This window comes from Rhabdaerophilum calidifontis, from assembly GCF_008641065.1.
Taxonomy (GTDB): Bacteria; Pseudomonadota; Alphaproteobacteria; order Rhizobiales; family Beijerinckiaceae; genus Rhabdaerophilum; species Rhabdaerophilum calidifontis.
On the sequence record NZ_VTRS01000009.1, the window covers coordinates 72,090 to 95,112 of the forward strand.

Genomic DNA, 23,023 nt, shown 5'->3' on the forward strand with positions numbered 1-23,023 from the left:
CCTTGACGACCAGAGACTTACTTGGCCAGAGCGGGAGTTGGTGAGGCAACTCGGCGAGCGTCTCTATGGCGCGCGCCCACAAAATCGAGAGGTTCAGAAATGACCCATTGGACACCAGCCGACGTGGAGGCACGGCTCGCCGAATCCGGAATGATCCTGCGCCGTCTGCCCGAGCCCCGGCGCAACGGATACTTCAGCACATGGCCCGAGATCGTCCACGGGTTCGCCGACAAGGTTGGCCAGGAGCCCAAGGCGATGCGCGTCTCGCCGTCATCGCAGGACATCAGCCGGATGGAGGAGACGCTGACCTGGACGAACTGCCTCGAACCCGTCGACGGCAAGATCGTCTGGATGAAGGCGCATGGCGAACGCTGGAAGAACATCTGCTGGCACGTCGGGCTTTGCCATGCCGCCGCGAACCAGCACTGGCAGTACGGCCTGTCGCTGATCGCGCTGAACCTCAACAGGCAGCCCTTTAACCGCAAGCTGCCGATCCTCGAGATCATCAAGCTGGCGCGCAGCCAGTAGGAAAGTCTCTTGTAGAGGGTTTTCGCGCAGACAAAAACGCCTCTTCCGGGCTAAAAAGTGGATATACTCGGGAGAGGCGCGTGCGGCGCAGCCCCGAACGAAACCATCCTTTCGTTGGCGAAGGCCGTTAGAAAAGGAAAGGCGCTGATCCTTTCCTTGCGCGCCGCTGTCCGCCCCCGCCAAGCCCCCTCAGCCGACTTCGCGGTTCCTTCTGCGCGATATTCGTATGCTGGCGGGCGAAGCGCGGGACATCGCTAGCGACAGGGCCGGATTTTTGGGAAGCCACCCGGAAGCCGGAGCCACGCGCGTCCCGCGCAAACACCAATGAACGCTGGCCTTCCGACCGGACGCCGCTGGTGGCCGCTGGACCCCGTGTGGAGTCCGGCCCGGCATCCGGAGTCCGGAAGCCACCGGCATCCACCCGACCGAGGAAACTTGCTCACCATGACGCTGAGCTTCGCCCCGGACGCGATCGAGACGTGGCCGCTGGCCAAGCTCCAGCCCTACGCGAAGAACGCGAAGGCGCACGGGCCGGACCAGGTCGCCAAGATCGCCGCCAGCATGGCCGAGTTCGGTTGGACCGTGCCCTGCCTCGTGGCAGAGGATGGCGAGTTGATTGCGGGACATGGCCGGGTGCTGGCGGCGACGCAGTTGGGGTTGATAGAAGCGCCGGTGATCGTGCTGGGCCATCTGACCGAGGCGCAGCGCCGGGCGTACCGCATCGCCGACAACAAGCTGACGGAACTCGGCACCTGGGACGAGGCGCTGCTGTCGGCGGAACTGAACGACCTGCTGGCGGAGGATTTCGACCTGTCGCTGGTCGGCTTCTCCGACAGCGAGTTGGACAAGTTGCTGGCCTTCGTGCCGGAGGGGGACGGTGAAGAAGGTGGCGCCGGGGGCTCAGTGCCGCCGGTGACTATCCCCGAACCCCCGCGCAATCCGGCCTCGCGGACCGGCGATCTCTGGATCCTCGGCGACCACCGGCTGCTGTGTGGTGACAGCACCAGTGCTACCGATGTGCGCCGCCTGATGAATGGCGAGCGGGCGATCCTGTTCGCGACCGACCCGCCGTATCTCGTGGACTACGACGGATCGAACCATCCGACCCGGAACAAGGACTGGTCGGCCTCCTATGGCACGACCTGGGACGACAGTTCGCAGGGGGCCGAGCTTTACGACGGCTTCATTTCTGCCGCCGTGGCGGAAGCCATCACCGAAAACGCCGCCTGGTATTGCTGGCACGCGTCTCGCCGTCAGGCGATGCTGGAAGCCTGCTGGGAAAAGGCCGGTGCCTTCGTCCATCAGCAGATCATCTGGGTGAAGGACCGCGGCGTTCTGACCCGGTCGCATTACCTCTGGAAGCACGAGCCCTGCTTCATGGGCTGGCGGCGGCCGAACCGCCCGCCGAAGATGGCCGAAGAAACCCTGCCGTCAACATGGGCGCTCCCCAGCTTCGCCAAGGACGAGCGCCCCGACCACCCGACGCCGAAACCGCTGGACGCCTTCGGGATCCCGATGCGCCAGCATGTGGCACGGGGTGGCCTCTGCTATGAGCCTTTCTCGGGGTCCGGGTCGCAGATCATGGCGGGCGAAGCCAACGGCCGCCGCGTGTTCGCGATGGAAATCAGCCCGGCGTACATCGACGTCGCCGTCGAACGTTGGCAGGCGGACACAGGGCGCAACGCAATCCTCGACGGCGACGGTCGGACCTTTGCACAGGTGAAAACGGAGAGGCTGGGGGATGCCCCGGCCGCGCCCGAAATCCAACCCGAAGCTGCTGCGTGAAATGCATGACCTGGCTTTACATCCCTCCGGACGAGATTCCGGAACCGGAGACGCATGCCTCTTTGGCCTCTCCCTCTGCTCCGGCGCGGGCGGTCTTGATCTCGGGCTCACCATCGCCATCCCTAGATATCGTGCTGTGGGCCATGTCGAACGGGAAACCTTCGCCGCAGCCACTCTCGTGGCGCGGATGGAAGACGCGTCCCTGGATCAGGCTGTTGTCTGGGACGACGTTGCCACCTTTGACGGCCGCCCGTGGCGCGGCGCGGTGGACATCGTCACTGCGGGCTATCCGTGCCAGCCGTTCTCGGTCGCGGGCCGACGGCTCGGTGCCGAGGATCCACGCCACCTCTGGCCCCATGTCGCCCGCATCATCGGCGAGGTCGAACCGCCCTTCGTCTTCCTCGAGAATGTCGCCCATCATCTCCGCCTCGGATTCCCCGAAGTCGCCGCAGGACTGGTCGGCATGGGCTACCGCCTTGCGGCAGGCCTCTTCACGGCGGCGGAAGTCGGCGCGCCCCACCGACGCGAGCGGCTCTTCATACTCGCCATTCGCGAAAACGACGAGTTGGCCGACCCCGCGCGCCTGCTCTGGCGTCCGGTCGAGTGGCGGGAATCGGACGGAGATTCTGCGGCTCTGGCCGACGCCGAGGGCCAGCGCCAACGAGAACCGGCAGACGAAGCCGACGCCGTCGCAGGAGGCGGGTCAGCGTGGGATGAACCTCGCGACGACGGCGGCGCTGTGGCCGACGCCCCAGACCGACAGCTTCCGCAGCAGGGGGGGCGAGCGGAAGGACGAAAAGGGTCTGGACCGGATGGCGCGGGACTGGCCGACGCCGATGGCGAACGACGGCTGCAAGCCGAGCGCGGGCAACCGGCGGACAGCCGACCTGACCCATGCGGCGGGGATGTGGATGACGCCGACGGCCCGCGATCACAAGGATGGGGCGACGAGCCTTGCGAACACCCCGGTGAACGGCCTGCTTGGCCGCCAGGTCCTGGTGACGCCGATGGCTGGGAGCGATACCTCCGAGCCGCGCCGGACCTTGAACCCGCTGTTCGTCGAGGCGCTGATGGGTTGGCCCACCGGGTGGACCGGCTTCGCCTCTGTGGCAACGGCGTGGTTCCGCTGGTTGCGGCGCATGCGCTGCGAACTCTGGCGGCTGAACTGCTGGCCGATGGATGAGGGGGCGGCATGAAAACGTGGACGATCCATGAGGTCGCCGACGCCTGCGCCATGACGAAGGGCGAACTGAGCCAATGGATCTCGCGTGGTCATTTCCGGCCGTCCGGGGCTGTCCGGCCTGGTCAGCGCCGGCGGTTCGATTGGCGCGATCTCGCATGCCTGGCGGTCATGAGCGCGCTTCGGAAGCACTGTCTGTCGATCAACGCGATGGCGCTGATCGTCTCGGACCTGCGCGACGACCTCGCCGGGATGAACGACATCTCCGACATCTCGGGCCGGTCCTTCTTCTGCGCGGACTGGGGTAAGAAACAACCCTATCCGACCGTGGGGCTCGTCACCGAAACGGATCTCTTTGCGGTACTGAAACGGCGACCCGACACCGTGATCATCGTGGACGTTGCGGCCGTGTATCATGATGCTGCTGGTGCAATCCCCGCGGTGACGGCCACGGGAGGTGCTGCGCAGTGAAGCAGAGCCGGATCATGTCGCTGGTCGAGGCCGCGACGAATGTCGTCGTCGGCTATGTGCTGGCCATCGCCACGCAGATCGTCGTCTTCCCGTGGTTCGGGATCGAGACTGGACTGGCCGAACATCTGACCATCGGGCTCGCCTTCGTGGGCGTCTCGCTGGTGCGCGGCTATCTGCTGCGGCGGTTGTTCGAAGCGATCAGGATGCGGAGCGCAGAATAAGAGACCGCCACCCGAGTGTCGGGCGGCGGCTCAGAGGTGGTTTCGGTGCGTGGCGTCAGTCGCGGATGGCGTAGACGCGGCCTCTTCCGTCAACCTTCTCGGAGATGATTGTCAGGCCGAGCTTCTTTTTCAGCGCGCCGGACATGGCGCCCCTAGCGGTGTGAGCTTGCCAGTCGAGTGCTGCTACGATTTCGTCGACGGTCGCGCCACTTTCGGCGCGGAGCATCTCGATGAGCTTCGCCTGCTTGGTCCCCTCGCGCGGCGTGCGCGCCTTGGGCGCGGCCTCCGGTTCGGTGGGGGTGTCCGGCGCGGGCTCCTCGGTCGGCGCGTCCGTCGCGCCCGCAGGCGCGGGGTTCGCGTCCTCGGGCTCGATGCCGATGGCGGCGAGGCCTGCGTCGGTGGCGACCAGCGTGACGCCATGGCCGTCGCCGGTCTCGCGCCAGACGGGTTCGCCCTTGCGCATGTCGGCGTCGACCTCCTGCAGGAAACCCTTCGCGAGCATCGCGCCGACCACCTTGGCGGCGGCCCCGCCGCGCAGGCTCTCGGGCAGCGGCAGGGCGATGCGGTCTTCGCGCTGTGCGGCGGCGCTGAGGATGATGGCTTGGGTATCGGAAAGCTTGGTCATGGAGTCGTCTCCGTGTTCGAGGCCCGCGTCATGCGGCGCCTTCTACGACCCCGAGCCGCGCAGGGCGCGCGGCGGGAGTTCCGGCAGCGCCGGAGATCAGCGGGCGTGCTCGCCTTCGCCGAAGGCGCTGTCGGTGATGCGCTTCAGGAGGCTGGCGTAGTGTTCGAGGGTGCCAACCATGGCCCAGCCCGCCTCGTCGGGGTGGCAGTTGAAATGGTCGTCGCTGAGCGCCTGCAGGCGGGCGAGCATCTCGTCGATCTCGGCCTTCTTGCCGATGAAGGCCGCGAGTGCCGCTTCCTTGTTGCGCCGGGCCTTCTCCGCGCGGAGTTCGTGGCGCGGGCTGGTGATCGGGTTCAGGCGGGTGGTCATCTCGGTTGCTCCGGGTGAGTTGCATCGTCCTTGTGGGATGGACGTTCGCTCCGTCTCGGAGGCTTATCAACTCGATAAGCACATGATCTTGAATGATAATCGGAGCCGTCGATGCAGGGCATGAGCGAGCGCCAGTACGCCGCCCATGTCGGGCTGTCGCGGGGCGCGATCCAGAAGGCGAAGACCGCCGAGCGGCTGGTCCTCTATCCGGACGGCAGCATCAACGCGGCCGCCAGCGATGCGCGGCGGGCCGAGACGACCGACCCGTCGAAGACCCGCAAGCCGCCCGCGCCCAAGCTGAAGCCGGTCCCCGAGGCGGCGGTGGCGGCTGTCGGCGACACGCTGCGCGAACAGGGTCTCGCGGTCCCGGCGGTCGGCGGCGGCACGACCTTCCTGCAGGCCAAGACGGCGAACGAGGTGCTGAAGGCGCAGGAGCGGCGCATCCGGCTCCAGAAGCTGAAGGGGGAGTTGATCGAGCGGGCCCGTGCGCTGGCGCTGGTGTTCCGCCTGGCGCGGGAGGAACGGGACGCGTGGGTGACCTGGCCCGCGCGCGCGGCGGCGCTGATGGCGGCCGAGCTCTCGGCCTCGTGCCGCGAAGCGTCGGGCCAGCAGATCACCGTGGAGCCAGCCGCGATGCAGAAGGTGCTGGAGAGACATGTACGCGCCCACCTCGACGAACTCGCCGAGGTCCGGCCCGACTTCCGGTGATGAGGACCGGTTTCGCGACAGCGAAACGCAAGGGTCCAGTGGACCCTTGCGAGGGGCGAATGCCCGGAGCGCAAGCGCAGGGCCGGAAGATGGCCTGACGGACTTCGACGGCGCGGGCGAGATCCTGCGCGCCTGGGGCAACGGGCTGCGGCCCGACCCGGACCTGACCGTCTCGGAATGGGCGGACCGGCACCGGATGCTCTCGGGCCGCGCCTCTGCCGAACCGGGGCGGTATCGCACGGTGCGCACGCCCTACATGCGCGAGATCATGGACCGGCTGAGCCCCGGCGATCCCACGCAGCGGATCGTGTTCATGAAGGCCGCACAGGTTGGTGCGACCGAGGCCGGCAACAACTGGATCGGGTTCGCGATCCACCAAGCGCCGGGCCCGATGCTGGCGGTCCAGCCGACCGTGGAACTGGCGAAACGCAACTCGCGGCAGCGGATCGACCCGCTGATCGACGAGAGCCCGGAGCTTCGGGAGCGGGTGAAGCCGGCCCGGTCCCGCGACGCGGGCAATACGATGCTGTCGAAGGAATTCGCGGGCGGCATCCTGATCATGACGGGGGCGAACTCGGCGGTCGGGCTGCGGTCCACCCCGGCGCGCTACATCTTCCTCGACGAGGTCGACGCCTATCCCGCCTCGGCCGACGAGGAAGGCGATCCGGTCACGCTGGCCGAGGCCCGGTCGCTGACCTTCGCCCATCGCCGCAAGGTCTTCCTCGTCTCGACGCCCACCATCCGAGGGCTGTCGCGCATCGAGCGCGAGTACGAGGCGAGCGACCAGCGCCGGTTCTTCGTGCCGTGCCCGCATTGCAGCGTGATGCAGTGGCTGAAATTCGATCGGCTACGCTGGCAGAAGGGCCGCCCGGAGACGGCGGAATATCACTGCGAGGGGTGCGACGCGGCAATCGCGGAACACCACAAGACGGCGATGCTGGAGGGCGGCGAATGGCGGGCGACCGCCACGGCCGCCGATCCGACCACGGTCGGGTATCACCTCTCGGCGCTCTACTCGCCGATCGGCTGGCTGAGCTGGGAGCGGATCGTGCGGGCATGGGACGCGGCTCAGGGGTCGGACGAGGCGATCAAGGCGTTCCGCAACACGATCCTCGGAGAGACATGGGTCGAGACCGGGGAAGCGCCGGACTGGCAGCGGCTTTACGACCGGCGCGAGCGCTGGACATCCGGCACGGTGCCCGCGGGCGGGATGTTCCTGACCGCAGGCGCAGATGTGCAGAAGGACCGGATCGAGGTCGATGTCTGGGCCTGGGGCCGCGGTCTGGAAAGCTGGCTCGTCGATCACGTCGTCATCGAGGGCGGGCCCGACCGGCATGACGCCTGGTCGGAACTGACCTCGCTGCTGGACCGCTCCTGGCCGCATGAACGGGGCGCGATTCTTCGCATCGCGCGGCTCGCCATCGACACGGGCTACGAGGCCCCGGCGGTCTATTCCTGGTCGCGGGCGCAGGGGTTTGCGCAGGTGTCGCCGGTCAAGGGTGTCGAGGGGTTCAACCGCTCGAGCCCGGTGTCCGGCCCAACCTTCGTCGACGCGACCGAGGGCGGGAAACGCCTGCGGCGCGGGGCGCGGCTCTGGACCGTGGCGGTGTCGACCTTCAAGGCCGAGACCTACTGCTTCCTGAGGCTGGTGCGACCCACTGAGGAGGAGATGGCCGACGGGGCGGCGTTCCCACCCGGCTCGGTGCATCTGCCGCACTGGGTCGAGAACGAATGGCTGAAGCAGTTCGTGGCCGAGCAGCTGGTGACGGTGCGCACGAAACGAGGCTTCGCCCGGCTGGAATGGCAGAAGCTGCGCGAGCGCAACGAGGCGCTGGATTGCCGGGTCTATGCCCGCGCCGCCGCCTGGATCGCGGGCGCGGATCGCTGGCCCGACGAGAAATGGCGCGATCTCGAGGATCAGCTCGGGGTCGCTCCCACCGACACCGATCCCGCCGGGCAGATCAACCGGCCGGGACAGGCCCCGCAGGGCAAGCGCCGCTCCGACTGGCTCGGGCGGCGCGGAGGTTGGTTCTGAACAAGAGGCGCAGAGGGCCAGCGGCCCGACAGGGAAACAACAATGACCGACTGGACGGAAACCGAGCTCTCGGCGTTGCGCCGGGCATATGCCAGCGGCACGACCCGGGTCAGCTATGACGGGAAATCCGTCGACTACGGTTCGGCCGAGGATCTGCTCGCCCGGATCCGCACCATCGAGCGCGCCATCGCGGGGATCGCGCGGCCGCTGCCGGTGGCCGGGCTTGCTGGCTTTAACCGCGGGGATCGCTGATGTCGGCCAACTGGTTCGATCACGCCATCGCCACGGTGGCGCCGCGCATGGCCGCGCGCCGCGTCATGGCGCGTCAGGCCTTCGAGACCCTGACGCGGGGCTATGACGGCGCCGCGCGCGGGCGGCGCACGGAGGGCTGGCGCGCGCCGGGGTCCTCGGCCGACACCGAGATCGGCGTCGCCGGGGCGCTGCTTCGCGACCGGATGCGCGATCTGGTGCGCAACAACCCGCATGCGGCCAAGGCCGTGGCGGTGCTGATCAACAACATCATCGGCGCGGGCATCATGCCCCGCGCCGCCAGCGGTGACGACACGCTCGACCGGAAGGTCGACGCGCTGTTCGAACGCTGGACGGCGGAGTGCGACGCCGATGGTCAGCTGGATTTCTACGGGCTGCAAACGCTGATCTGCCGCGAAATGGTCGAGGCGGGCGAAGTGCTGGTGCGCCGCCGTCTGCGGCGATCTTCGGACGGTCTGGCTGTGCCGCTGCAACTGCAGGTGCTGGAGGCAGACTTCCTCGACGCCACGAAATCCGGCGCCATCGGCGCGGGGCGGCTGGTGCAGGGGGTCGAGTTCGATCCGGTCGGCAAGCGCCGGGCCTACTGGCTGCATGCCGAACACCCGGGCGACGCCTATGGGTCATTGCAGAACGGTCTGCAGAGCCGCCCGGTCCCGGCGATTGAGATCGCCCATGTCTACGAGAAGCAGCGCACGCAGGCGCGCGGCGTTCCCTGGGGCGCGCCGGTCATCCGCAGCTTGCGCGATCTCGATGACTATGAAGTGGCGGAACTGGTCCGCAAGAAAACCGAGGCCTGCGTCACCGCCATCGTCTTCGGCGATGATGAGGCGCAGCAGGGCATCGCGCCCTCCGTGGTCGACGCCGATGGCAACCGGGTCGAGCAGTTCGAGCCGGGGCTGATCGCCTACGCGCGCGGCGGCAAGGACATCCGCTTCAACCAGCCTTCGGCCACCGGCGGCTACGGCGAATACAAGCGGGCCAGCCTGCACACGATCTCGGCCGGGTTCCGGGTACCCTACGAGTTGCTGACCGGCGATCTCAGCCAGGTCAACTATTCCTCGATCCGGGCGGGGCTCGTGGAGTTCCGCCGCCAGATCGACGCGGTGCAGTGGCAGCTGTTCATCCCGATGTTCTGTGCGCCGGTCTGGCGATGGTTCACCGAGGCTGCATGGGCGGCGGGCCAGATCCCGTCGCCCACGGTGCCGGTCGAATGGTCGCCGCCGAAGTTCGAGGCGGTCGATCCACAGAAGGATGCGATGGCAAACCTGCTGTCGATCCGCTCCGGCACCATGACGCTGGCCGAGGTGATCGCGAAACAGGGCCGTAACCCCGACGCGGTGCTGGCCGAGATCGCCGCGACGAACGCCAAGCTCGATGCGCTGGGGCTGGTGCTCGACAGCGACCCGCGCCGCGTCACCAAGACCGGCAGCGCGCAGACGAAAGACCCAGCCGAGCCCGACGCCGACCAACAGGACTGACCCCATGAACACGATGATCGAACTGCCGGCCATGCGCCGGTCGGCGGAGCTTGCGCCGAACACGGCCGATGCCGACAGCCGCACCGTCGAGGTGGTCTGGTCTGCAGGCGCCCGCGTCCGGCGCGCGACCTTCTTCGGCGAGCCCTATGACGAGGAGCTGAGCCTAGACCCTGCCCATGTCCGTCTCGACCGGCTGAACGCGGGCGCGCCGTTCCTGAAGGTGCACGAGCTCGACACGCTCGACGCGGTGATCGGTTCGGTCGTGCCGGGCTCCGCCCGCATCGAGAACGGGCGCGGCATCGCGCTGGTCCGCATCAGCGAACGCGCCGATGTTGAGCCGATCTGGCGCGACATCCAGGCCGGGCACATCCGCGCGGTCTCCATCGGATACCAGGTCCACCGCTTCGAGGTCTCGAAGCCTGAAGCCGCCCGCGAGCTTTGGCGCGCGGTGGACTGGACGCCGTTCGAGGTCTCCGCCGTCGCGGTCGGCGCCGACCCGGCAGCGGGCTTCCGCGCCCAGCATCCCCTTCACGACTGCGTCCTTCACCGCCGGGACGCCCCCACACCGCAAGGAGCATTTCCGATGACGGACAAGACCCAGACCCCGGCGAGCGACGCCGCAACCCCCGCCACCACCCAGCCGACCGAGCCGGTCGAAACCGAGGACACCACCATGACCGAGCCGAAAGCGGCTGCGCCCGACCCGAAGGTCGCGGCCAGCGAGACGCGCGCGCAGCCGAAGACGCAGGCAACGCCCGCGCCCGACACCGAGGCGGTCGCCACCCGCGCCCGCGAGGCCGAGCGCGACCGCGTCTCCACCATCTACGATCTGGCCGGGCGGCTGAACCTTGAGCGCGGCTTTGCCGAGGATCTGGTGAAACGCGGCGTCAGCGTCGACGAGTCCCGTCGCCTGATCCTCGATCAGGTTGCCGCGAAATCCGACGAGACCCGGACCTTCCCCCATGTCTCCGTCCCGCTCGGCGGGCGCGACGAGCGCATCACCCGCCGCGACGCGGTCGCGAACGCGCTGCTGCACCGCTACAGCCCGACGCTGTTCCAGCTGGAGGACGCGGCGCGCCAGTACCGCGGCATGACGCTGCTGGAACTGGCCCGCGAAAGCCTCGGCAATGCCGGGGTTAACACCCGGGGTCTGTCGCGCGACGAGGTGGCGACCCGCGCCCTGCACTCGACCTCGGACTTCCCCGAGATCCTGTCGGCGGTCACCAACAAGACCCTGCGGCAGGCCTACGAGGCCTATCCCCGCACCTTCATGCTGTTCTGCCGCCAGGTGCTCGCCACCGACTTCAAGGCCATGCACCGGGTGCAGCTGGGTGAAGCCCCGCAGTTGCTGGAGGTGGGCGAAAGCGGCGAGTTCAAGCGCGGGACCCTTGGCGAGAGCAAGGAGAGCTACAAGGTCAAGACCTATGGCCGGGTGGTCGCGATCACCCGCCAGACGCTGATCAACGACGATCTCGACGCCTTCACCCGGATCCCGGCGATGTACGGCAACTCCATCGCCCAACTGGAGTCGGACGTCGTCTGGGGCATCATCACCGCCAACCCGGCGATGGCCGACGGTAACGCCCTGTTCCACACCACCCACAAGAACCTCGCGGGCACCGGCACGGCGCTGGCGGTGGACGCGGTGGGCGCGGCGCGCGCCGCCATGGCCAAGCAGACCGGGCTCGACAAGAAGACGGTGCTGAACGTCCGCCCCGCCTTCCTCATCGTGCCCGCCTCGCTGGAACTGAAGGCCGAGCAGCTGGTCGCCCAGAACCTCGTGCCCGCCGCGACCTCCAGCGTGGTGCCGCAGTCGATCCGCACCCTCGCGCCGATCAGCGAGCCCCGGCTCGACGCTGCCAGCGAGACCGCCTGGTATCTGGCCGCGAGCCCGAACCAGATCGACACCATCGAGTACGCCTATCTCGAGGGTCAGCAGGGCGCCTACATCGAGACGCGCAACGGCTTCGACGTCGACGGGGTCGAGATCAAGTGCCGCCTCGACTTCGGCGCCAAGGCCATCGACTGGCGCGGCCTCTACAAGAACCCGGGCGCGTAAGCCGCACACCTTCCTGAACCCTGACACACGGGCGGTCCAAACGGGCCGCCCTTCGTCTTTCCACAAGGATCCCCGTCATGAAAAACTACGTCCAGCCCGGCAACACCATCACCCTGACCGCGCCCTATGCCGTCGCCTCGGGCGATGGCCTGCTTGTCGGTTCCATCTTCGGCGTCGCCGCGGGCGCCGCCGCCCTCGGCGAGCCCGTCGAGACCGCGCTCGTCGGCGTGTTCGACCTGACCAAGGTCGGCTCCCAGGCATGGACCGTCGGCGCCAAGGTCTATTGGGACGACACCAACAAGCGCTGCACGACGGTCGCGACCGACAACACTCTGATCGGCGTGGCCGTCGAGGCGGTGGCGAGTGGCGCGGGCGACACCATCGGCCGGGTGCGCCTGAACGCGACGTTCTGATGAGCGCCTTCGCCGCCGCCGTCGGCGCGCTCTTCGCCGATCCGAACATCGGCCGGGACGCGGTCTACATCGCCGACGGCGGCACGCCCGTGCTGGTGCGCGTCGTGGCCCGGCGCGCGGATGCGGTCACCGACTTTGGCGATGCCCGGCTCTGGTCGGAAACCACGCGCATCGACCTGCGCGTCGCCGAGGTGGCAAACCCGCGCCCCGGCGACCGGATCGAGATCGACGGCGATGCCTTCCTGATCCAGGGAGAGCCTGTCCGCGACCGCGAGCGGCTGGTCTGGACCGTGGATCTGAGACCCGCATGAAACTGAAGCTCGACATCGATCCCGACATCGTCGCGATGATGGCGGCCGAGGTTGCGGCGGGCGAACGCGCGGTGACGGCCGCCATGCGCGAGGCCGGGACGGGACTGAAGACGGCGTGGCGGTTGCAGATCACCGGCGCGGGGCTCGGCACGCGGCTGGCCAATTCGATCCGGAGCCAGAACTTCCCGAGGTCGGGCGAGAGCCTCGACGCCGCGGCGCTGGTCTGGTCGAAGGCACCGGTCATCGTGGGCGCGCATGACACCGGCCCGCTGATCCGCTCGAAGGACGGGTTCTGGCTGGCGATCCCGCTGCCCGCCGCTGGCAAATCCCTGCGCGGCGGCCGCATCACCCCCGGCGAATGGGAGCGCCGCCGCGGCCTGCGCCTACGCTTCGTCTATCGCCGCACGGGCCCGAGCCTGCTGGTCGCGGAGAGCCGGCTGAACACGAAAGGCCAGGCGGTCGAGTCGCGCTCGAAGACCGGCCGCGGAAAGGTCACCGCGCCGATCTTCCTGCTCGTGCCGCAGGTTAAACTGCCGAAGCGGCTGGACCTCGCGCGGGATGCGGACCGGGCGTTGGACAGCGTACCGGGGCTGATCGTGGCGAACTGGGTGGGGGGAAGACTTTGACTGCGGCGCTCAGAGTTTCCCAACGGTCGCCAGCAATTGATACTCCCCGGCCCGTTGCCCTTAGCGACGGAACGTTGCCAATTTCGTCAGGACGGCCATCGGATCAAGATCGACATAGATTTCGTTGTTGTTCGTCTCCGTCCGATGTTTAGCGAACGCCTCGCCGAGATACTTCTCAACCTCAATGGCGTCTTGCACCGAACCTATTGGCTGGTCCGTGTGCAACACCCACTGAGGCTCGTTGGAAAGCCGGAACTTGTTGAACTCGATTAAGCGCTGCTTCGCGTCCTGCGCATGACCAATTTTCAATACGCGACCGGCTTTTCCCAGCGTAGCGATGTATATGCAGTTGGTGGCTTCGACGTTTGGTTGGACGGAATAGCCGTTGAGGGCGAATGGATGTTTTTGGCGAAGCTGGTTCACACGGCTTGCCATGGTCTGGAAGCGCGGCGTCATCACCTCCAACTCTTCACCGTTCGTGGCCAAGAGGTCTTTCAGTGTGGCTGCAAGCTCGTCACCTAGCTCCTGAACCGTTGTGATGGCCCTTTGTGTATGTGTGGATGGAGTGTAGCCGGGTAAATCGCGAAACTCGGGAGCATCTCGAATAATCCACGTTCTGATCGGTTGGAGAGCAAACGGCCATCGATAGCTGCCGTCTTCAAGTCGGTCCCAGGAATTCTGGGCCTCGATCCCGAATTCGGCAGTGTCTGCAGTGCCGTGGCTGATCTGCCAGACGTTCGCGACCCGCCCCCTCAGCTCGTCAGGGATCTGGACATCTGGATCACCAGGATTTCGGCTGACCACGCCAAAAACGAGATCGCCCTCCTGCGTGCTGCGGATGGCAACCGTGCGGTTCTGTTTGCTGGTAAACGTTAGTGGCCCACCACGGCGACCGTGGGTGCCCCAAACATAGGTATAGAATAGCCCGGTCATGCCGCTCTCGTTTTGCCACCGAAAAGCAGCTTAGCATCGAAGTCAGCCCCAGGGTAAAGGTCACGTAGATGATCTTCACTGAAGTCATCGAGGATTTCCATGCCCACCCCTCGCGAAACCATCCTCGCCGCGCTGCATGCGCGGCTCTCGGCGCTGCCCGCCACCGCCCTGCGCGGCGAGGTGCTGCCCGAGCGCGTGCCGGCCGAAGGCCTGCTGATTCTGCGCGACGGCGAGCCCGGAGAACCGGAAGTCACGCTCTCGCCGCTACGCTACCACTACCAGCACCGCGCCGAGATCGAGGCTGTCGTGCAGGGCGCGGCGCGTGACGCCGCATTCGACACGCTGACCGCCAGCATCGGCGCGACACTCGCAGCCGACCGCACGCTGGGCGGGCTTTGCGACTGGGTCGAGGCGGAAGCCCCGCGCCCGGTCGATCTGCCGGTCGAGGGCGCGGCCAGCCTGAAAGCCGCCGTGATCCCGGTGGTGCTGCACTATTCCACGGCCGACCCGCTCGGCTGATCCCTACAACCCGAGGAGAAAACCATGGCACGAGCCCAGGGGGCGCGGGCGCTGATGGCGCTTGCGTTCGAGACGACCTATGGCACGCCGCCCGCCAGCGGCTTCACCCGCATGCCCTTTGCCAGCACCTCGCTCGGCGCCGAGCAGCCGCTGCTGAACTCCGAACTGCTCGGCTATGGTCGTGATCCGCTGGCGCCGATCAAGGACGCGGTGACGGCCGACGGCGATGTCGTGGTGCCGCTCGACGCCGAGGCCTTCGGCTTCTGGCTGAAGGCGGCGTTCGGAACACCGACGACCACGGGCGCGGAGGCGCCGTACACCCACGAGTTCCAGTCGGGGTCATGGACGCTGCCCAGCATGTCGATCGAGACCGGCATGCCCGAGGTGCCACGCTATGCGATGTACTCCGGCTGCGTGCTCGACCAGATCACCTGGCAGATGCAGCGCTCGGGCCTGCTGACCGCAACGGCACGGCTGGTGGCGCAGGGCGAGACGGTCGGCACGACCACCAGCGCCGGAACGCCGGCCGCGCTGGACCTGAAGCGCTTCGGACATTTCAACGGGGCAATCACGCGCAACGGCACGGCGCTCGGCAATGTGGTCTCGGCCGAGATCACCTACGCCAACAACCTCGACCGGATCGAGACCATCCGCTCGGACGGCCGCATCGACGGGGCGGACCCGTCCATCGCGGCGCTGACCGGCCGGATCGAGGTGCGCTTCGCCGACCAGACGCTGGTAAGCCAAGCGATCAACGGCGAGGCCTGCGAGATGGAGTTCGCCTACGTACTCCCCTCGGGCGAGAGCTTCACCTTCACGGTGCACGCGGTCTACCTGCCGCGCCCGCGCATCGAGATTTCCGGGCCGCAGGGCGTGCAGGCCACCTTCGACTGGCAGGCCGCGCGCGACAGCGTCGTCGGCCGGATGTGCACCGCAACCCTGATCAATGACATAGAGGTGTATTGAGGATGTTGACGCTCGACCTGACCAACGCGCCGCGCTGGCATGACCTCGCCCCCGGCGTCCGGGTGCAGCTCCGCCCGCTGACCACCGCGCTGATGGTGGCGACGCGCAGCGACCCGGCCGTGGACGCCGTGCCCGAGGAGGCATCGGACGAGGAGCGCGCGGTCGCCTTCGCCAAGGCTCTCGCGCGGCGGGCCGTGCTCGCCTGGGAGGGAATCGGCGATGCCGATGGCGATCCCATCGATCCGAGCCCGGAGGCCATCGACGCGCTGCTCGATGTCTGGCCGATCTTCGAGGCGTTCCAGCTGACCTATGTCTCGAAGGGCCTGCTGCTGGAACAGGAAAAAAACGCCTCCGCGCCCTCGCCGAATGGTCCTTCGGCGGGGGCGAGCGATACTGCGACGCCTGCACGCAAGCCTGCCCGGACTGCCCGGCGCGGCTGAACCGGCCCCTGACGCATGAAGGCTGGCAGGTCTGGGACCTGGTTGGTCGTCTCGGCGGCCAACTGCGCGTCCTGCCTGGAGCGGTGATCGGCTGGGATATGTCGGCGGCGCTGGCGCTCGGCGACGCCCTCGGCGTGCCGCCGCTCGCCATGGCCGAACTGCTGCCCGTCATCGAAGCGGTGATGGTCCGGAAGCTGAACGAGGAGCTGAGCGCGAATGGTGGCCCGGGGGTCAGGCCTTGATCTTCTCGATCAGCGTGACGCCGGGCAGTCCCTCGAAATGTGCGTCGCAGGTCAGGAGCATCGCGCCCTGTGCGCGGGCAGTTGCGAAGATGATCGCGTCGGCGGTCGCAAGCTTGTGCTCGCGGCACGACTCCGCCGCCGCCAGCGCGATCTCGGTGTCGAGCGGCACCACATGGCAGACCTGCGTGAAGGCGATTACCTGATCCGCCTTGTCCTCGCCGACCTCGCGTGTCAGCCATTTCGCCAGCTCGAGCTGGACCATGGTCGGGACGAGCCAGTCGGCCTGTTCGGGCAGATGTTCGGACAGCTTCTCGCCGGTCGGCGAACCGACGAGCCACTCGATCCACGCCGACGTGTCGACGAGGATCATCAGAACCGATCCGTCCGGTCGCGATAATCGGTGGCGGACGCCCCTCGCGCGAGCCCCTTCAGCGCCTCCCGCTTGGGCACCGGCACAAGCAGAACGCCCGTGCCTTTCGGGATGAACGCGAAGGTCAGCCCGGCCTCCCAGTGCTGGGCGGCCCGGATCGCCTTGGGAATCGAGATCTGGAACTTCGAGGACAGGGTCGCGGTCTCGGCCATGGTCATACCTTCACTTGATCGATAGCATAAACGTAAGACGCCCATGCGGCGAAAGCAAGGAGTCTGACCGATGGCCGAGAAACGCGTCAGCGTCCGCCTCGCGGCCGTGGGCGGACGGCAGGTGCGCGCCGAGCTCGAAGGCGTGGGCGAAGCGGGGGCCCGCGGCGTCGGACGACTGAGCCGCGAGATGGAAGCGGCGAACGCCCGGCTTGCGGCCTTCTCGCGGCGGGTGCGCGTGGCGGCTGCTGCCGCAGTTGCCGCCGCTGCCGCTGCAGGCGTGGCGATGATCCGGTCCGGTCTGCAGACCGTCGATGCGCAGGCGAAGCTCGCGCAGTCCCTCGGCACCACCGTCGCCTCAATCCAGACGCTGGAGCGTGCGGGCGAGTTGGCGGGCGTGTCGATGTCCGGCATCGAGCAGGCGACGAAGGATCTGACCCGCCGTCTCAGCCAGGCGGCCGCCGGGACCGGTCCTGCCGCTGATGCGCTGGACCGGCTCGGGCTTTCGGCCAACGAGCTGATCGCCCTGCCGCTGGACCAGCGCGTGGGCGCGATCAACGCCGCCATCGAGAGCTTTGTGCCCGCCGCCGAGCGCGCGGCCGTTGCGGGCCAGCTCTTCGGCGAGGAAGGCTCCATCGCGATGTCGCGGATCGACACAGCGACGCTGCGCCAGGCGACCGAGGATGTGCTTGCCTTCGGGGTCGTCGTCTCCGAGCAGGATGCCGCCCAGATCGAGCGGACGAACGACGCGATCTCCCGGCTGGGGCTGATCTGGCGCGGGCTGTCCAACCAGCTGGCGGTCGCCGCGGCGCCTGCGCTGGAAGCCGTCGCCGATGCCATGGCGGCGGTGGCGAGCCGCACCGGCCCGCTCGGCATCGCGATCCGTGGGCTCTTCGACAACATCGGCCGCCTGACCACCTATGCTGGGACCTTCGCCGCCGTCCTCGCGGGACGCTGGGTCGCCGGCATGGCCGCCGCCGCGCTCTCCGTCCGTGGTCTCGCCACGGCGCTGGTCATCCTGCGCGGAGCGCTGATCCGGACCGGCATCGGGGCGCTGATCGTCGGCGCGGGCGAACTCGTCTACCAGTTCACCCGCCTCGTCTCCGGCACGGGGGGCTTCGGCGCGGCGATGTCGCTCCTGAAGGACGTCGCGGTCGAGGTCTGGGAGCGGATCAGGATGGGCGCTGCTGCGGCGGGTGCAGCCGCCACGGCGATGTTCTTTGACCTGAAGGCCGACGCCGCGTCGGGCATGCAGAGCGCCATCGAGAGCGTCGTCGGGTTCGGGAATACGGCCGCGAACACGTTCGAGGGCGCTTACGAGGCGATCAAGGCGATCTGGGGCCTGCTGCCGGCCGCCATTGGTGACCTCGCGTTTCAGGCCGCGAACAGCCTGGTCGACGGCGTCGAGGCGATGCTGAATGGCGTGGTCTCGCGCATCAACGGCTTCATCGGCGGCATCAACCAGGGGCTGGAAGCGCTCGGGTCGGAGCGCCGCATCTCACTGGTGCCCGATCTCGACCTCGGCGAGATCGAGAACCGCTTTGAGGGCGCGGCCAGTGCCGCCACGACAGCGGCGCAGGCGGCGTTCGACCGGGCCTTCGAGGACAACCCACTCACCGCACCCGACCTCGGACTCACGGGGGCGGCAAACCGGGCGCTCGAGTCCGCGAATGTCTACCGCGGCGCCGCGCGCGATCTGGCCGAAGGGGCTCGCGCCCCGCTGGAAAGCTGGCAGGCCCTGCGCGACGCGGTGCGCGGTAGCGACGAGGCCAGTGCCGATGCGCTGGCCGAGGCCACCGGAGCGGCCGAGCGGCTGGAGACGGCGCTCGGCGATGCCGGACGCGCCGCGACGGATGCAGGCGCGGCGGCCGGAGCTGCCGCCGCTGCCGCGGAGCCCGCGACCGAGGCCGCCGCCACCGGCTGGCAGGCGGTCACGGCGGCGCTTTCGGACTACGCCAGCAAGGCGCGCGAGATCGGCGGCGACATCGGCCAGAGTCTCGTCGGCGCCTTCCAGTCGGCCGAGAACGCGGTGGGCCAGTTCGTGAAGACCGGCAAGCTGAACTTCCGCGACCTCGTCACCTCGCTGCTCGCCGATTTCGCCCAGCTCGCGGCGCGGCGGTTTATTCTCGGGCCGATCGCCAATGCGCTCTCGGGCGTGTTCTCCGGTGCGGGCGGCATCTTCGCCAACGTCCTGCATGCGGGCGGGATGGTCGGATCGGCCGGGCCCTCGCGCATGGTCCCGGCGATGGCCTTCGCCGCTGCCCCGCGCATGCATGGCGGCGGCATGGCCGGGCTTCGCCACGACGAGGTGCCCGCGATCCTGCAACGCGGTGAAAGGGTGCTCTCGCGTCGCGAGGCGCAGAGCTACGGCGCAGGCGGTGGGGTCAACGTCACCATCATGGCCCGCGACGCCGAGAGCTTCCGTCAATCCCGCACGCAGGTTGCGGCCGACATCGCCCACGCCGTGTCGCTCGGGCGGAGGGGCATGTGATGGCGTTTCACGAGGTCCGGTTTCCCGACAATATCAGCCGCGGCGCGCGCGGCGGACCCGAGCGGCGCACGCAGATCGTCGAGCTCGCCTCCGGCGATGAGCAGAGGAACGCCAGCTGGGCGAACTCCCGTCGGCGCTACGATGTCGCCTACGGCATCCGCCGCGCCGACGATCTGGCGGCGGTCGTCGCCTTCTTCGAGGCGCGCAACGGGCGCCTGCACGGTTTCCGCTTCAAGGACTGGGGTGACCACAAGTCCTGTCTACCCTCTGGCACGCCATCGCCAACCGATCAGTCGATCGGCACCGGCGACGGCGCGACGACCGCCTTCCAGCTGGTGAAGCGTTACGCCTCGGGCGCGCAATCCTGGACGCGCGCCATCGCCAAGCCGGTGGCGGGCAGTGTGCGCATCGCGCTCGGCGGGGTCGAGCAGCCCTCGGGTTGGTCCGTCGACACCGCGACCGGCGTCGTCACCTTCGGCGCCGCGCCGGGCGCGGGCGTCGCGATCACCGCGGGCTTCGAGTTCGACGTGCCGGTCCGCTTCGACACCGACGCGCTCGACGTGACGCTCGACCTCGAGCGGCTCGGCTCGATCACCTCCATTCCGCTTCTGGAGATCCGGCGATGAACGACACCGGCAGCTTCGTTGCGGCGGTGCTGCGCGAACTCGCGGCATCGACCGCCGTGATCCTCGCCGCCTGGGGGGCGCTCGGCGGGGCCACAAACGCGCTGACCACCAAGATGCGGCTGCGCGATGCGCTGCGGCACATCCTGCTCGGCGGATTGATCGCGGCCGGGATGGGCAGCCTCTCCATGGCCGTGATCACCGCCTGGCTCAGCCTGCCGCCCGAGGCGATCCCAGCGGGCGGAGCGGCGGGCTCGGCCGCCTATCTCGTCGGGGTCTTCGGCCCGGCCTTCATCGAGATGCTGCTCGCCCGCCTGCGCCGCGCCAACGAAGGCGGCGGCGATGAATGAACTTCTCCGCCTCGCGCGCTCACTCCGCTGCGACCCCGCCGACCCTCGGCAGGCCTTCGCTCACCGCCTGCGTATCGGTCTCGTCGTCGCGGCACTGATCCTGATCCTCTCGCTTCTCCGGTAATCCCATGCACATGACCGACCGGGGCCTACTGGCCCTCGTCCGGCACGAAGGACTCGTGCCCGGGCCCTATCTCGATGTGAAACAGGTCTGGACCTTCGGCATCGGCCACACGGCCGCGGCCGGGCCGCCCGATCCCGCGACCATGCCGCGCGGCATGCCCGCCGACCTCGACGCCGGGATCCGCGAGGCGTTCCGGGTCTTCCGGGCCGACCTCGCGCGCTACGAGGCCGCCGTCCTGCGCGCGGTAAAGGTGCCGCTGGCGCCGCACGAGTTCGATGCGCTGGTCAGCTTCCACTACAATACCGGCGGCATCGCGAAGGCTGCGCTGACCCGACACCTCAACGCCGGCAATCGCGTTGCAGCCGCCGACGCGTTTCTGAACTGGCGGCGACCGGCCTCCATCGTCCCCCGCCGGGAGGCCGAGCGCGATCTGTTCCGGCATGGCCGCTATACCGGCGGCACGATCCCGGTCTGGTCCGTGGATCGCACGGGCCGGGTGGACTTCTCGCGGCCGATCCGTCGCCTGACCGAGGATGAGGCTCTGGCCTTGGCTCGCGGGCCGTCGCCGACGCCGCCGGTCATCAAACCTGCACCCAACGCGCCGACCGGCTGGCTCGCCCGGCTGGCCGCCCTCTTCTCCACCCTGATCCGGAGGGCCTGACCCCCATGCGCTACGTTCGCCCCAACTCGCTCACCTGGTGGGCGGGACTTCTCGCCATGCTCACCGGCATCGCCTCCCTCGCGCTGCCCGCCACCGGGCCGCTCGGGGAACTCTCCCGTCTCGTCGCGCTACTCGCTGGCAGCGGCGATGCCTCGCCTGCGGGGCTGATGTTCCTCGGTCTGGGCCTGATCGGCCTGCGCGACCGGATCGAGCGCGGGTTCCGCGGCGATGCTTGAGTTCCTCGCGGGTCTGGTCGTGGGCGGCTGGCTCGGCGTCTTCGTCGCCGCCCTCTGCGTCGCCGCCGCACGCGGGGAGCGGGACGATGGCTGATCTCCTGATCTGGATGGTCGCGGCTCTAGGCGCCGTTGGGGGCGTCGTCCTCGGCCGGGTCTGGGGGCGCGTGGAAGGGGAACGTACGGGCAAACGGGAGGCGGAACGGGATGCGATGGAAGACGAGAACAGGCGCGTCGAGCGCGGGCGCGATGCGGTGCGCGATGGCCGCGGTGCTGGCAATCCCGCTGACCGGCTGCGCCGCAACGATGGGCGATGGTGATGCGGGCTGCGCCTCCTATGCCGAGGCGCGGCTCGCTCGGCCGCCCGCCGAAACGGTCGCGGAGGTGCCGCCGGTCTGGGCGGACTGGATCGCCGATCTCGACGACCGCATGACGGGAACCTGCCGATGAAGACCCTCTCGCCCGCGTTACAGGCCCATCTCGACGAGGGCACGACGACGCTCGCCTGGTGCTGGCGGATCACGCGCGCCAACGGCGTCACCTTCGGCTTCACCGACCACGACCGGAAGCTGATCTTCGATGGCACGGACTTTGAACCCGAGAGCGGGCTGACGGCCTCCGAGGTGCGGTCGGGCTCGGACCTGGCGGTCGATGCGCAGGATGCCGAGGGGGTGCTGACCTCAGACCGGATCACCGAGACCGACATCCTCGACGGCCGCTGGGACAACGCGGCCGTCGAGGTCTGGCGGGTGAACTGGGCGGACACCGGCCAGCGCGTGCTGATGCGGCGCGGGGCCATCGGTCAGATCCGGCGCGGGCGGCTGGCCTTCGTCGCAGAGGTGCGCTCGCTGGCCCATGTGCTGGGCCAGACGGTCGGGCGGACTTTCCAGGCGACCTGCGATGCGGCGCTCGGCGATGCGCGCTGCGGTGTCGATCTGGAGAACCCGGCGTTCAAGGGCACCGGCGCCGTGATCGACCTTCTGCGCGACAGGGCCTTCACCGCCTCGGGCCTCGGCGGGTTCGAGGCCGGCTGGTTCACCTTCGGGACCATCGAATGGACCAGCGGCGCGAATGCAGGGCGTCGCGCGGAAGTGCTGGGCCACGACGTCACGGATGGCGTCGCGATCCTGACGCTGCTCGAGGCCCCGGTCCGCGCGATCGCCGAGGGAGATGCCTTCATCATCCGCGCCGGCTGCGACAAGCGCATGGAAACCTGTGGCGCGAAGTTCGCGAACACCCCCAACTTTCGCGGTTTCCCGCACATCCCCGGCCAGGACGCCGTGCTGCGCTACGCCACCAAGGATGGCGGGCACGAGGGAGGAGTGCTGTGACGCAACCCCTCGCATTGACCGACCCGGCGCGCGTCATCGCCATCGCGCGGTCCTGGCTCGGCACGCCGTACCACGACCAGGCCAGCCTGCGCGGCGTTGGCTGCGACTGCCTAGGGCTGGCCCGGGGCGTCTGGCGCGAGGTGGTGGGCCCCGAGCCGTTCCCGATCCCGCCCTACAGCCGCGACTGGGGTGAGACAGGCCCGCGCGAAGTTCTGGCCGAGGGCGCGCGCGCCATGATGATTGAAGTGGAACCCGCGGCAGCCGGTCCCGGCGCGCTGGTTCTCTTCCGCATGAGGCCCCGCGCCATCGCCAAGCATGTCGGGATCCTCACCGGTCGCGAAAGCTTCCTCCACGCCTACGAGCGGCTCGGCGTGATCGAGGAACCGCTCACACCATCCTGGCGGCGGCGCATCGCCTTCGCCTTCCTGTTTCCGCAACGCTGAGACCCCGAC

32 protein-coding genes and 1 pseudogene are annotated in these 23,023 nt (G+C 68.6%); 28 read left to right on the top strand and 5 right to left on the bottom strand.

From position 1 onward, the window contains the following. The first annotated feature begins 99 nt into the window (after window positions 1-99). The 6 genes and pseudogenes from FWJ24_RS13245 to FWJ24_RS13265 all read left to right on the top strand — a co-directional run bounded on the left by FWJ24_RS13245 (window position 100) and on the right by FWJ24_RS13265 (window position 4,185). Window positions 100-528 (top strand): DUF6362 family protein, encoded by a 429-nt coding sequence (locus FWJ24_RS13245; RefSeq protein ID WP_150288313.1) that lies wholly within the window; start codon window positions 100-102, stop codon window positions 526-528. A 444-nt stretch (window positions 529-972) separates the two neighbouring features. Further along, window positions 973-2,313 carry a site-specific DNA-methyltransferase gene (locus FWJ24_RS13250; RefSeq protein WP_150288314.1) on the top strand — a complete coding sequence of 447 codons (1,341 nt, stop codon included), beginning with the start codon at window positions 973-975 and terminating at the stop codon, window positions 2,311-2,313. Window position 2,314: 1 nt separating this feature from the next. Then, window positions 2,315-2,821 (top strand): annotated as a pseudogene (locus FWJ24_RS14735) (DNA cytosine methyltransferase); the annotation flags it as partial. 205 nt (window positions 2,822-3,026) lie between these two features. Next, window positions 3,027-3,509: a hypothetical protein gene (locus tag FWJ24_RS14740; RefSeq protein ID WP_206110856.1), complete on the top strand. Its 483-nt coding sequence runs from the start codon at window positions 3,027-3,029 to the stop codon at window positions 3,507-3,509. Continuing rightward, window positions 3,506-3,964 carry a MerR family transcriptional regulator gene (locus tag FWJ24_RS13260; protein ID WP_150288315.1) on the top strand — a complete coding sequence of 153 codons (459 nt, stop codon included), beginning with the start codon at window positions 3,506-3,508 and terminating at the stop codon, window positions 3,962-3,964. The genes FWJ24_RS14740 and FWJ24_RS13260 overlap by 4 nt, the downstream gene beginning before the upstream one ends. After that, window positions 3,961-4,185 carry a DUF7220 family protein gene (locus FWJ24_RS13265; protein WP_150288316.1) on the top strand — a complete coding sequence of 75 codons (225 nt, stop codon included), beginning with the start codon at window positions 3,961-3,963 and terminating at the stop codon, window positions 4,183-4,185. The genes FWJ24_RS13260 and FWJ24_RS13265 overlap by 4 nt, the downstream gene beginning before the upstream one ends. 55 nt (window positions 4,186-4,240) lie before the next feature. Here the strand turns inward: FWJ24_RS13265 and FWJ24_RS13270 are convergent, their stop codons facing one another. Next, complete coding sequence (locus FWJ24_RS13270; RefSeq protein ID WP_150288317.1) at window positions 4,241-4,810, bottom strand: DUF3489 domain-containing protein; 570 nt, start codon at window positions 4,808-4,810, stop codon at window positions 4,241-4,243. A 96-nt stretch (window positions 4,811-4,906) separates the two neighbouring features. Beyond that, window positions 4,907-5,179, bottom strand: a complete 273-nt coding sequence (locus tag FWJ24_RS13275; RefSeq protein ID WP_150288318.1) for a hypothetical protein — start codon at window positions 5,177-5,179, stop codon at window positions 4,907-4,909. Window positions 5,180-5,299: 120 nt separating this feature from the next. Here FWJ24_RS13275 and FWJ24_RS13280 point away from each other — a divergent pair, with 120 nt between their 5' ends. The 8 genes from FWJ24_RS13280 to FWJ24_RS13315 all read left to right on the top strand — a co-directional run bounded on the left by FWJ24_RS13280 (window position 5,300) and on the right by FWJ24_RS13315 (window position 13,079). Continuing rightward, the gene (locus FWJ24_RS13280) at window positions 5,300-5,887 is read left to right on the top strand and encodes a hypothetical protein (protein ID WP_246155684.1); all 588 of its coding nucleotides are present in this window, start codon (window positions 5,300-5,302) and stop codon (window positions 5,885-5,887) included. Between the two features lie 46 nt (window positions 5,888-5,933). After that, entirely contained in the window at window positions 5,934-7,922 is a 1,989-nt protein-coding gene (locus FWJ24_RS13285) for a phage terminase large subunit family protein (protein WP_246155685.1), read from the top strand. A 42-nt stretch (window positions 7,923-7,964) separates the two neighbouring features. Next, a complete protein-coding gene (locus FWJ24_RS13290; RefSeq protein ID WP_150288320.1) occupies window positions 7,965-8,174 on the top strand; it encodes a phage head-tail joining protein in 210 nt (69 codons plus the stop codon). After that, a complete protein-coding gene (locus FWJ24_RS13295) occupies window positions 8,174-9,670 on the top strand; it encodes a phage portal protein (protein ID WP_150288321.1) in 1,497 nt (498 codons plus the stop codon). The genes FWJ24_RS13290 and FWJ24_RS13295 overlap by 1 nt, the downstream gene beginning before the upstream one ends. Window positions 9,671-9,674: 4 nt before the next feature. Further along, the gene (locus FWJ24_RS13300; RefSeq protein ID WP_150288322.1) at window positions 9,675-11,729 is read left to right on the top strand and encodes a prohead protease/major capsid protein fusion protein; all 2,055 of its coding nucleotides are present in this window, start codon (window positions 9,675-9,677) and stop codon (window positions 11,727-11,729) included. A 77-nt stretch (window positions 11,730-11,806) separates the two neighbouring features. Further along, window positions 11,807-12,142 carry a DUF2190 family protein gene (locus FWJ24_RS13305; protein WP_150288323.1) on the top strand — a complete coding sequence of 112 codons (336 nt, stop codon included), beginning with the start codon at window positions 11,807-11,809 and terminating at the stop codon, window positions 12,140-12,142. Beyond that, window positions 12,142-12,453: a head-tail joining protein gene (locus tag FWJ24_RS13310; RefSeq protein WP_036707952.1), complete on the top strand. Its 312-nt coding sequence runs from the start codon at window positions 12,142-12,144 to the stop codon at window positions 12,451-12,453. Before FWJ24_RS13305 ends, FWJ24_RS13310 begins: the two co-directional genes overlap by 1 nt. Beyond that, the gene (locus FWJ24_RS13315) at window positions 12,450-13,079 is read left to right on the top strand and encodes a DUF6441 family protein (RefSeq protein ID WP_150288324.1); all 630 of its coding nucleotides are present in this window, start codon (window positions 12,450-12,452) and stop codon (window positions 13,077-13,079) included. Before FWJ24_RS13310 ends, FWJ24_RS13315 begins: the two co-directional genes overlap by 4 nt. Window positions 13,080-13,139: 60 nt before the next feature. Here FWJ24_RS13315 and FWJ24_RS13320 read toward each other — a convergent pair whose 3' ends face one another. Continuing rightward, the gene (locus FWJ24_RS13320; RefSeq protein ID WP_150288325.1) at window positions 13,140-14,012 is read right to left on the bottom strand and encodes a GIY-YIG nuclease family protein; all 873 of its coding nucleotides are present in this window, start codon (window positions 14,010-14,012) and stop codon (window positions 13,140-13,142) included. A gap of 99 nt (window positions 14,013-14,111) precedes the next feature. Here FWJ24_RS13320 and FWJ24_RS13325 point away from each other — a divergent pair, with 99 nt between their 5' ends. The 4 genes from FWJ24_RS13325 (at window position 14,112) to FWJ24_RS13340 (ending at window position 16,179) form a co-directional block, all read left to right on the top strand. Continuing rightward, window positions 14,112-14,531, top strand: a complete 420-nt coding sequence (locus FWJ24_RS13325) for an acyl-CoA transferase (protein WP_150288326.1) — start codon at window positions 14,112-14,114, stop codon at window positions 14,529-14,531. Window positions 14,532-14,555: 24 nt separating this feature from the next. Further along, window positions 14,556-15,497 carry a phage tail tube protein gene (locus FWJ24_RS13330; RefSeq protein ID WP_150288327.1) on the top strand — a complete coding sequence of 314 codons (942 nt, stop codon included), beginning with the start codon at window positions 14,556-14,558 and terminating at the stop codon, window positions 15,495-15,497. A gap of 2 nt (window positions 15,498-15,499) precedes the next feature. Next, a complete protein-coding gene (locus FWJ24_RS13335; protein WP_150288328.1) occupies window positions 15,500-15,937 on the top strand; it encodes a hypothetical protein in 438 nt (145 codons plus the stop codon). 71 nt (window positions 15,938-16,008) lie between these two features. Beyond that, window positions 16,009-16,179, top strand: coding sequence for a DUF7697 family protein (locus tag FWJ24_RS13340; protein WP_425468941.1), 171 nt, complete (start codon window positions 16,009-16,011; stop codon window positions 16,177-16,179). Here the strand turns inward: FWJ24_RS13340 and FWJ24_RS13345 are convergent. Together FWJ24_RS13345 and FWJ24_RS13350 are read right to left on the bottom strand one after the other, a co-directional pair. Next, on the bottom strand, window positions 16,169-16,549 hold the full coding sequence (locus tag FWJ24_RS13345) for a type II toxin-antitoxin system VapC family toxin (RefSeq protein WP_150288330.1): 381 nt from the start codon (window positions 16,547-16,549) through the stop codon (window positions 16,169-16,171). The genes FWJ24_RS13340 and FWJ24_RS13345 overlap by 11 nt on opposite strands. After that, window positions 16,549-16,767: an AbrB/MazE/SpoVT family DNA-binding domain-containing protein gene (locus FWJ24_RS13350; RefSeq protein ID WP_007427722.1), complete on the bottom strand. Its 219-nt coding sequence runs from the start codon at window positions 16,765-16,767 to the stop codon at window positions 16,549-16,551. Before FWJ24_RS13350 ends, FWJ24_RS13345 begins: the two co-directional genes overlap by 1 nt. Window positions 16,768-16,831: 64 nt before the next feature. On the opposite strand from FWJ24_RS13350, the gene FWJ24_RS13355 reads away from it, so the two are divergent. The 10 genes from FWJ24_RS13355 (at window position 16,832) to FWJ24_RS13395 (ending at window position 23,014) form a co-directional block, all read left to right on the top strand. Continuing rightward, window positions 16,832-19,249 (top strand): phage tail tape measure C-terminal domain-containing protein, encoded by a 2,418-nt coding sequence (locus FWJ24_RS13355; RefSeq protein WP_150288331.1) that lies wholly within the window; start codon window positions 16,832-16,834, stop codon window positions 19,247-19,249. After that, window positions 19,249-19,875: a DUF2460 domain-containing protein gene (locus tag FWJ24_RS13360; RefSeq protein ID WP_150288332.1), complete on the top strand. Its 627-nt coding sequence runs from the start codon at window positions 19,249-19,251 to the stop codon at window positions 19,873-19,875. Before FWJ24_RS13355 ends, FWJ24_RS13360 begins: the two co-directional genes overlap by 1 nt. Then, window positions 19,872-20,222, top strand: a complete 351-nt coding sequence (locus FWJ24_RS13365; protein ID WP_028031152.1) for a hypothetical protein — start codon at window positions 19,872-19,874, stop codon at window positions 20,220-20,222. The genes FWJ24_RS13360 and FWJ24_RS13365 overlap by 4 nt, the downstream gene beginning before the upstream one ends. Then, entirely contained in the window at window positions 20,215-20,346 is a 132-nt protein-coding gene (locus FWJ24_RS14920; protein ID WP_281291988.1) for a hypothetical protein, read from the top strand. Before FWJ24_RS13365 ends, FWJ24_RS14920 begins: the two co-directional genes overlap by 8 nt. 4 nt (window positions 20,347-20,350) lie before the next feature. Next, complete coding sequence (locus tag FWJ24_RS13370) at window positions 20,351-21,007, top strand: lysozyme (protein WP_150288333.1); 657 nt, start codon at window positions 20,351-20,353, stop codon at window positions 21,005-21,007. Between the two features lie 5 nt (window positions 21,008-21,012). After that, window positions 21,013-21,243: a hypothetical protein gene (locus tag FWJ24_RS13375; RefSeq protein ID WP_028031150.1), complete on the top strand. Its 231-nt coding sequence runs from the start codon at window positions 21,013-21,015 to the stop codon at window positions 21,241-21,243. Then, window positions 21,236-21,337, top strand: a complete 102-nt coding sequence (locus FWJ24_RS14970) for a DUF3789 domain-containing protein (RefSeq protein ID WP_425468938.1) — start codon at window positions 21,236-21,238, stop codon at window positions 21,335-21,337. The genes FWJ24_RS13375 and FWJ24_RS14970 overlap by 8 nt, the downstream gene beginning before the upstream one ends. Before the next feature lie 152 nt (window positions 21,338-21,489). Continuing rightward, window positions 21,490-21,690: a hypothetical protein gene (locus tag FWJ24_RS13385; protein WP_150288334.1), complete on the top strand. Its 201-nt coding sequence runs from the start codon at window positions 21,490-21,492 to the stop codon at window positions 21,688-21,690. Then, window positions 21,687-22,571 carry a DUF2163 domain-containing protein gene (locus FWJ24_RS13390; protein WP_150288335.1) on the top strand — a complete coding sequence of 295 codons (885 nt, stop codon included), beginning with the start codon at window positions 21,687-21,689 and terminating at the stop codon, window positions 22,569-22,571. Before FWJ24_RS13385 ends, FWJ24_RS13390 begins: the two co-directional genes overlap by 4 nt. Further along, window positions 22,568-23,014, top strand: a complete 447-nt coding sequence (locus tag FWJ24_RS13395; RefSeq protein WP_150288336.1) for an NlpC/P60 family protein — start codon at window positions 22,568-22,570, stop codon at window positions 23,012-23,014. Before FWJ24_RS13390 ends, FWJ24_RS13395 begins: the two co-directional genes overlap by 4 nt. Window positions 23,015-23,023 lie beyond the last annotated feature (9 nt).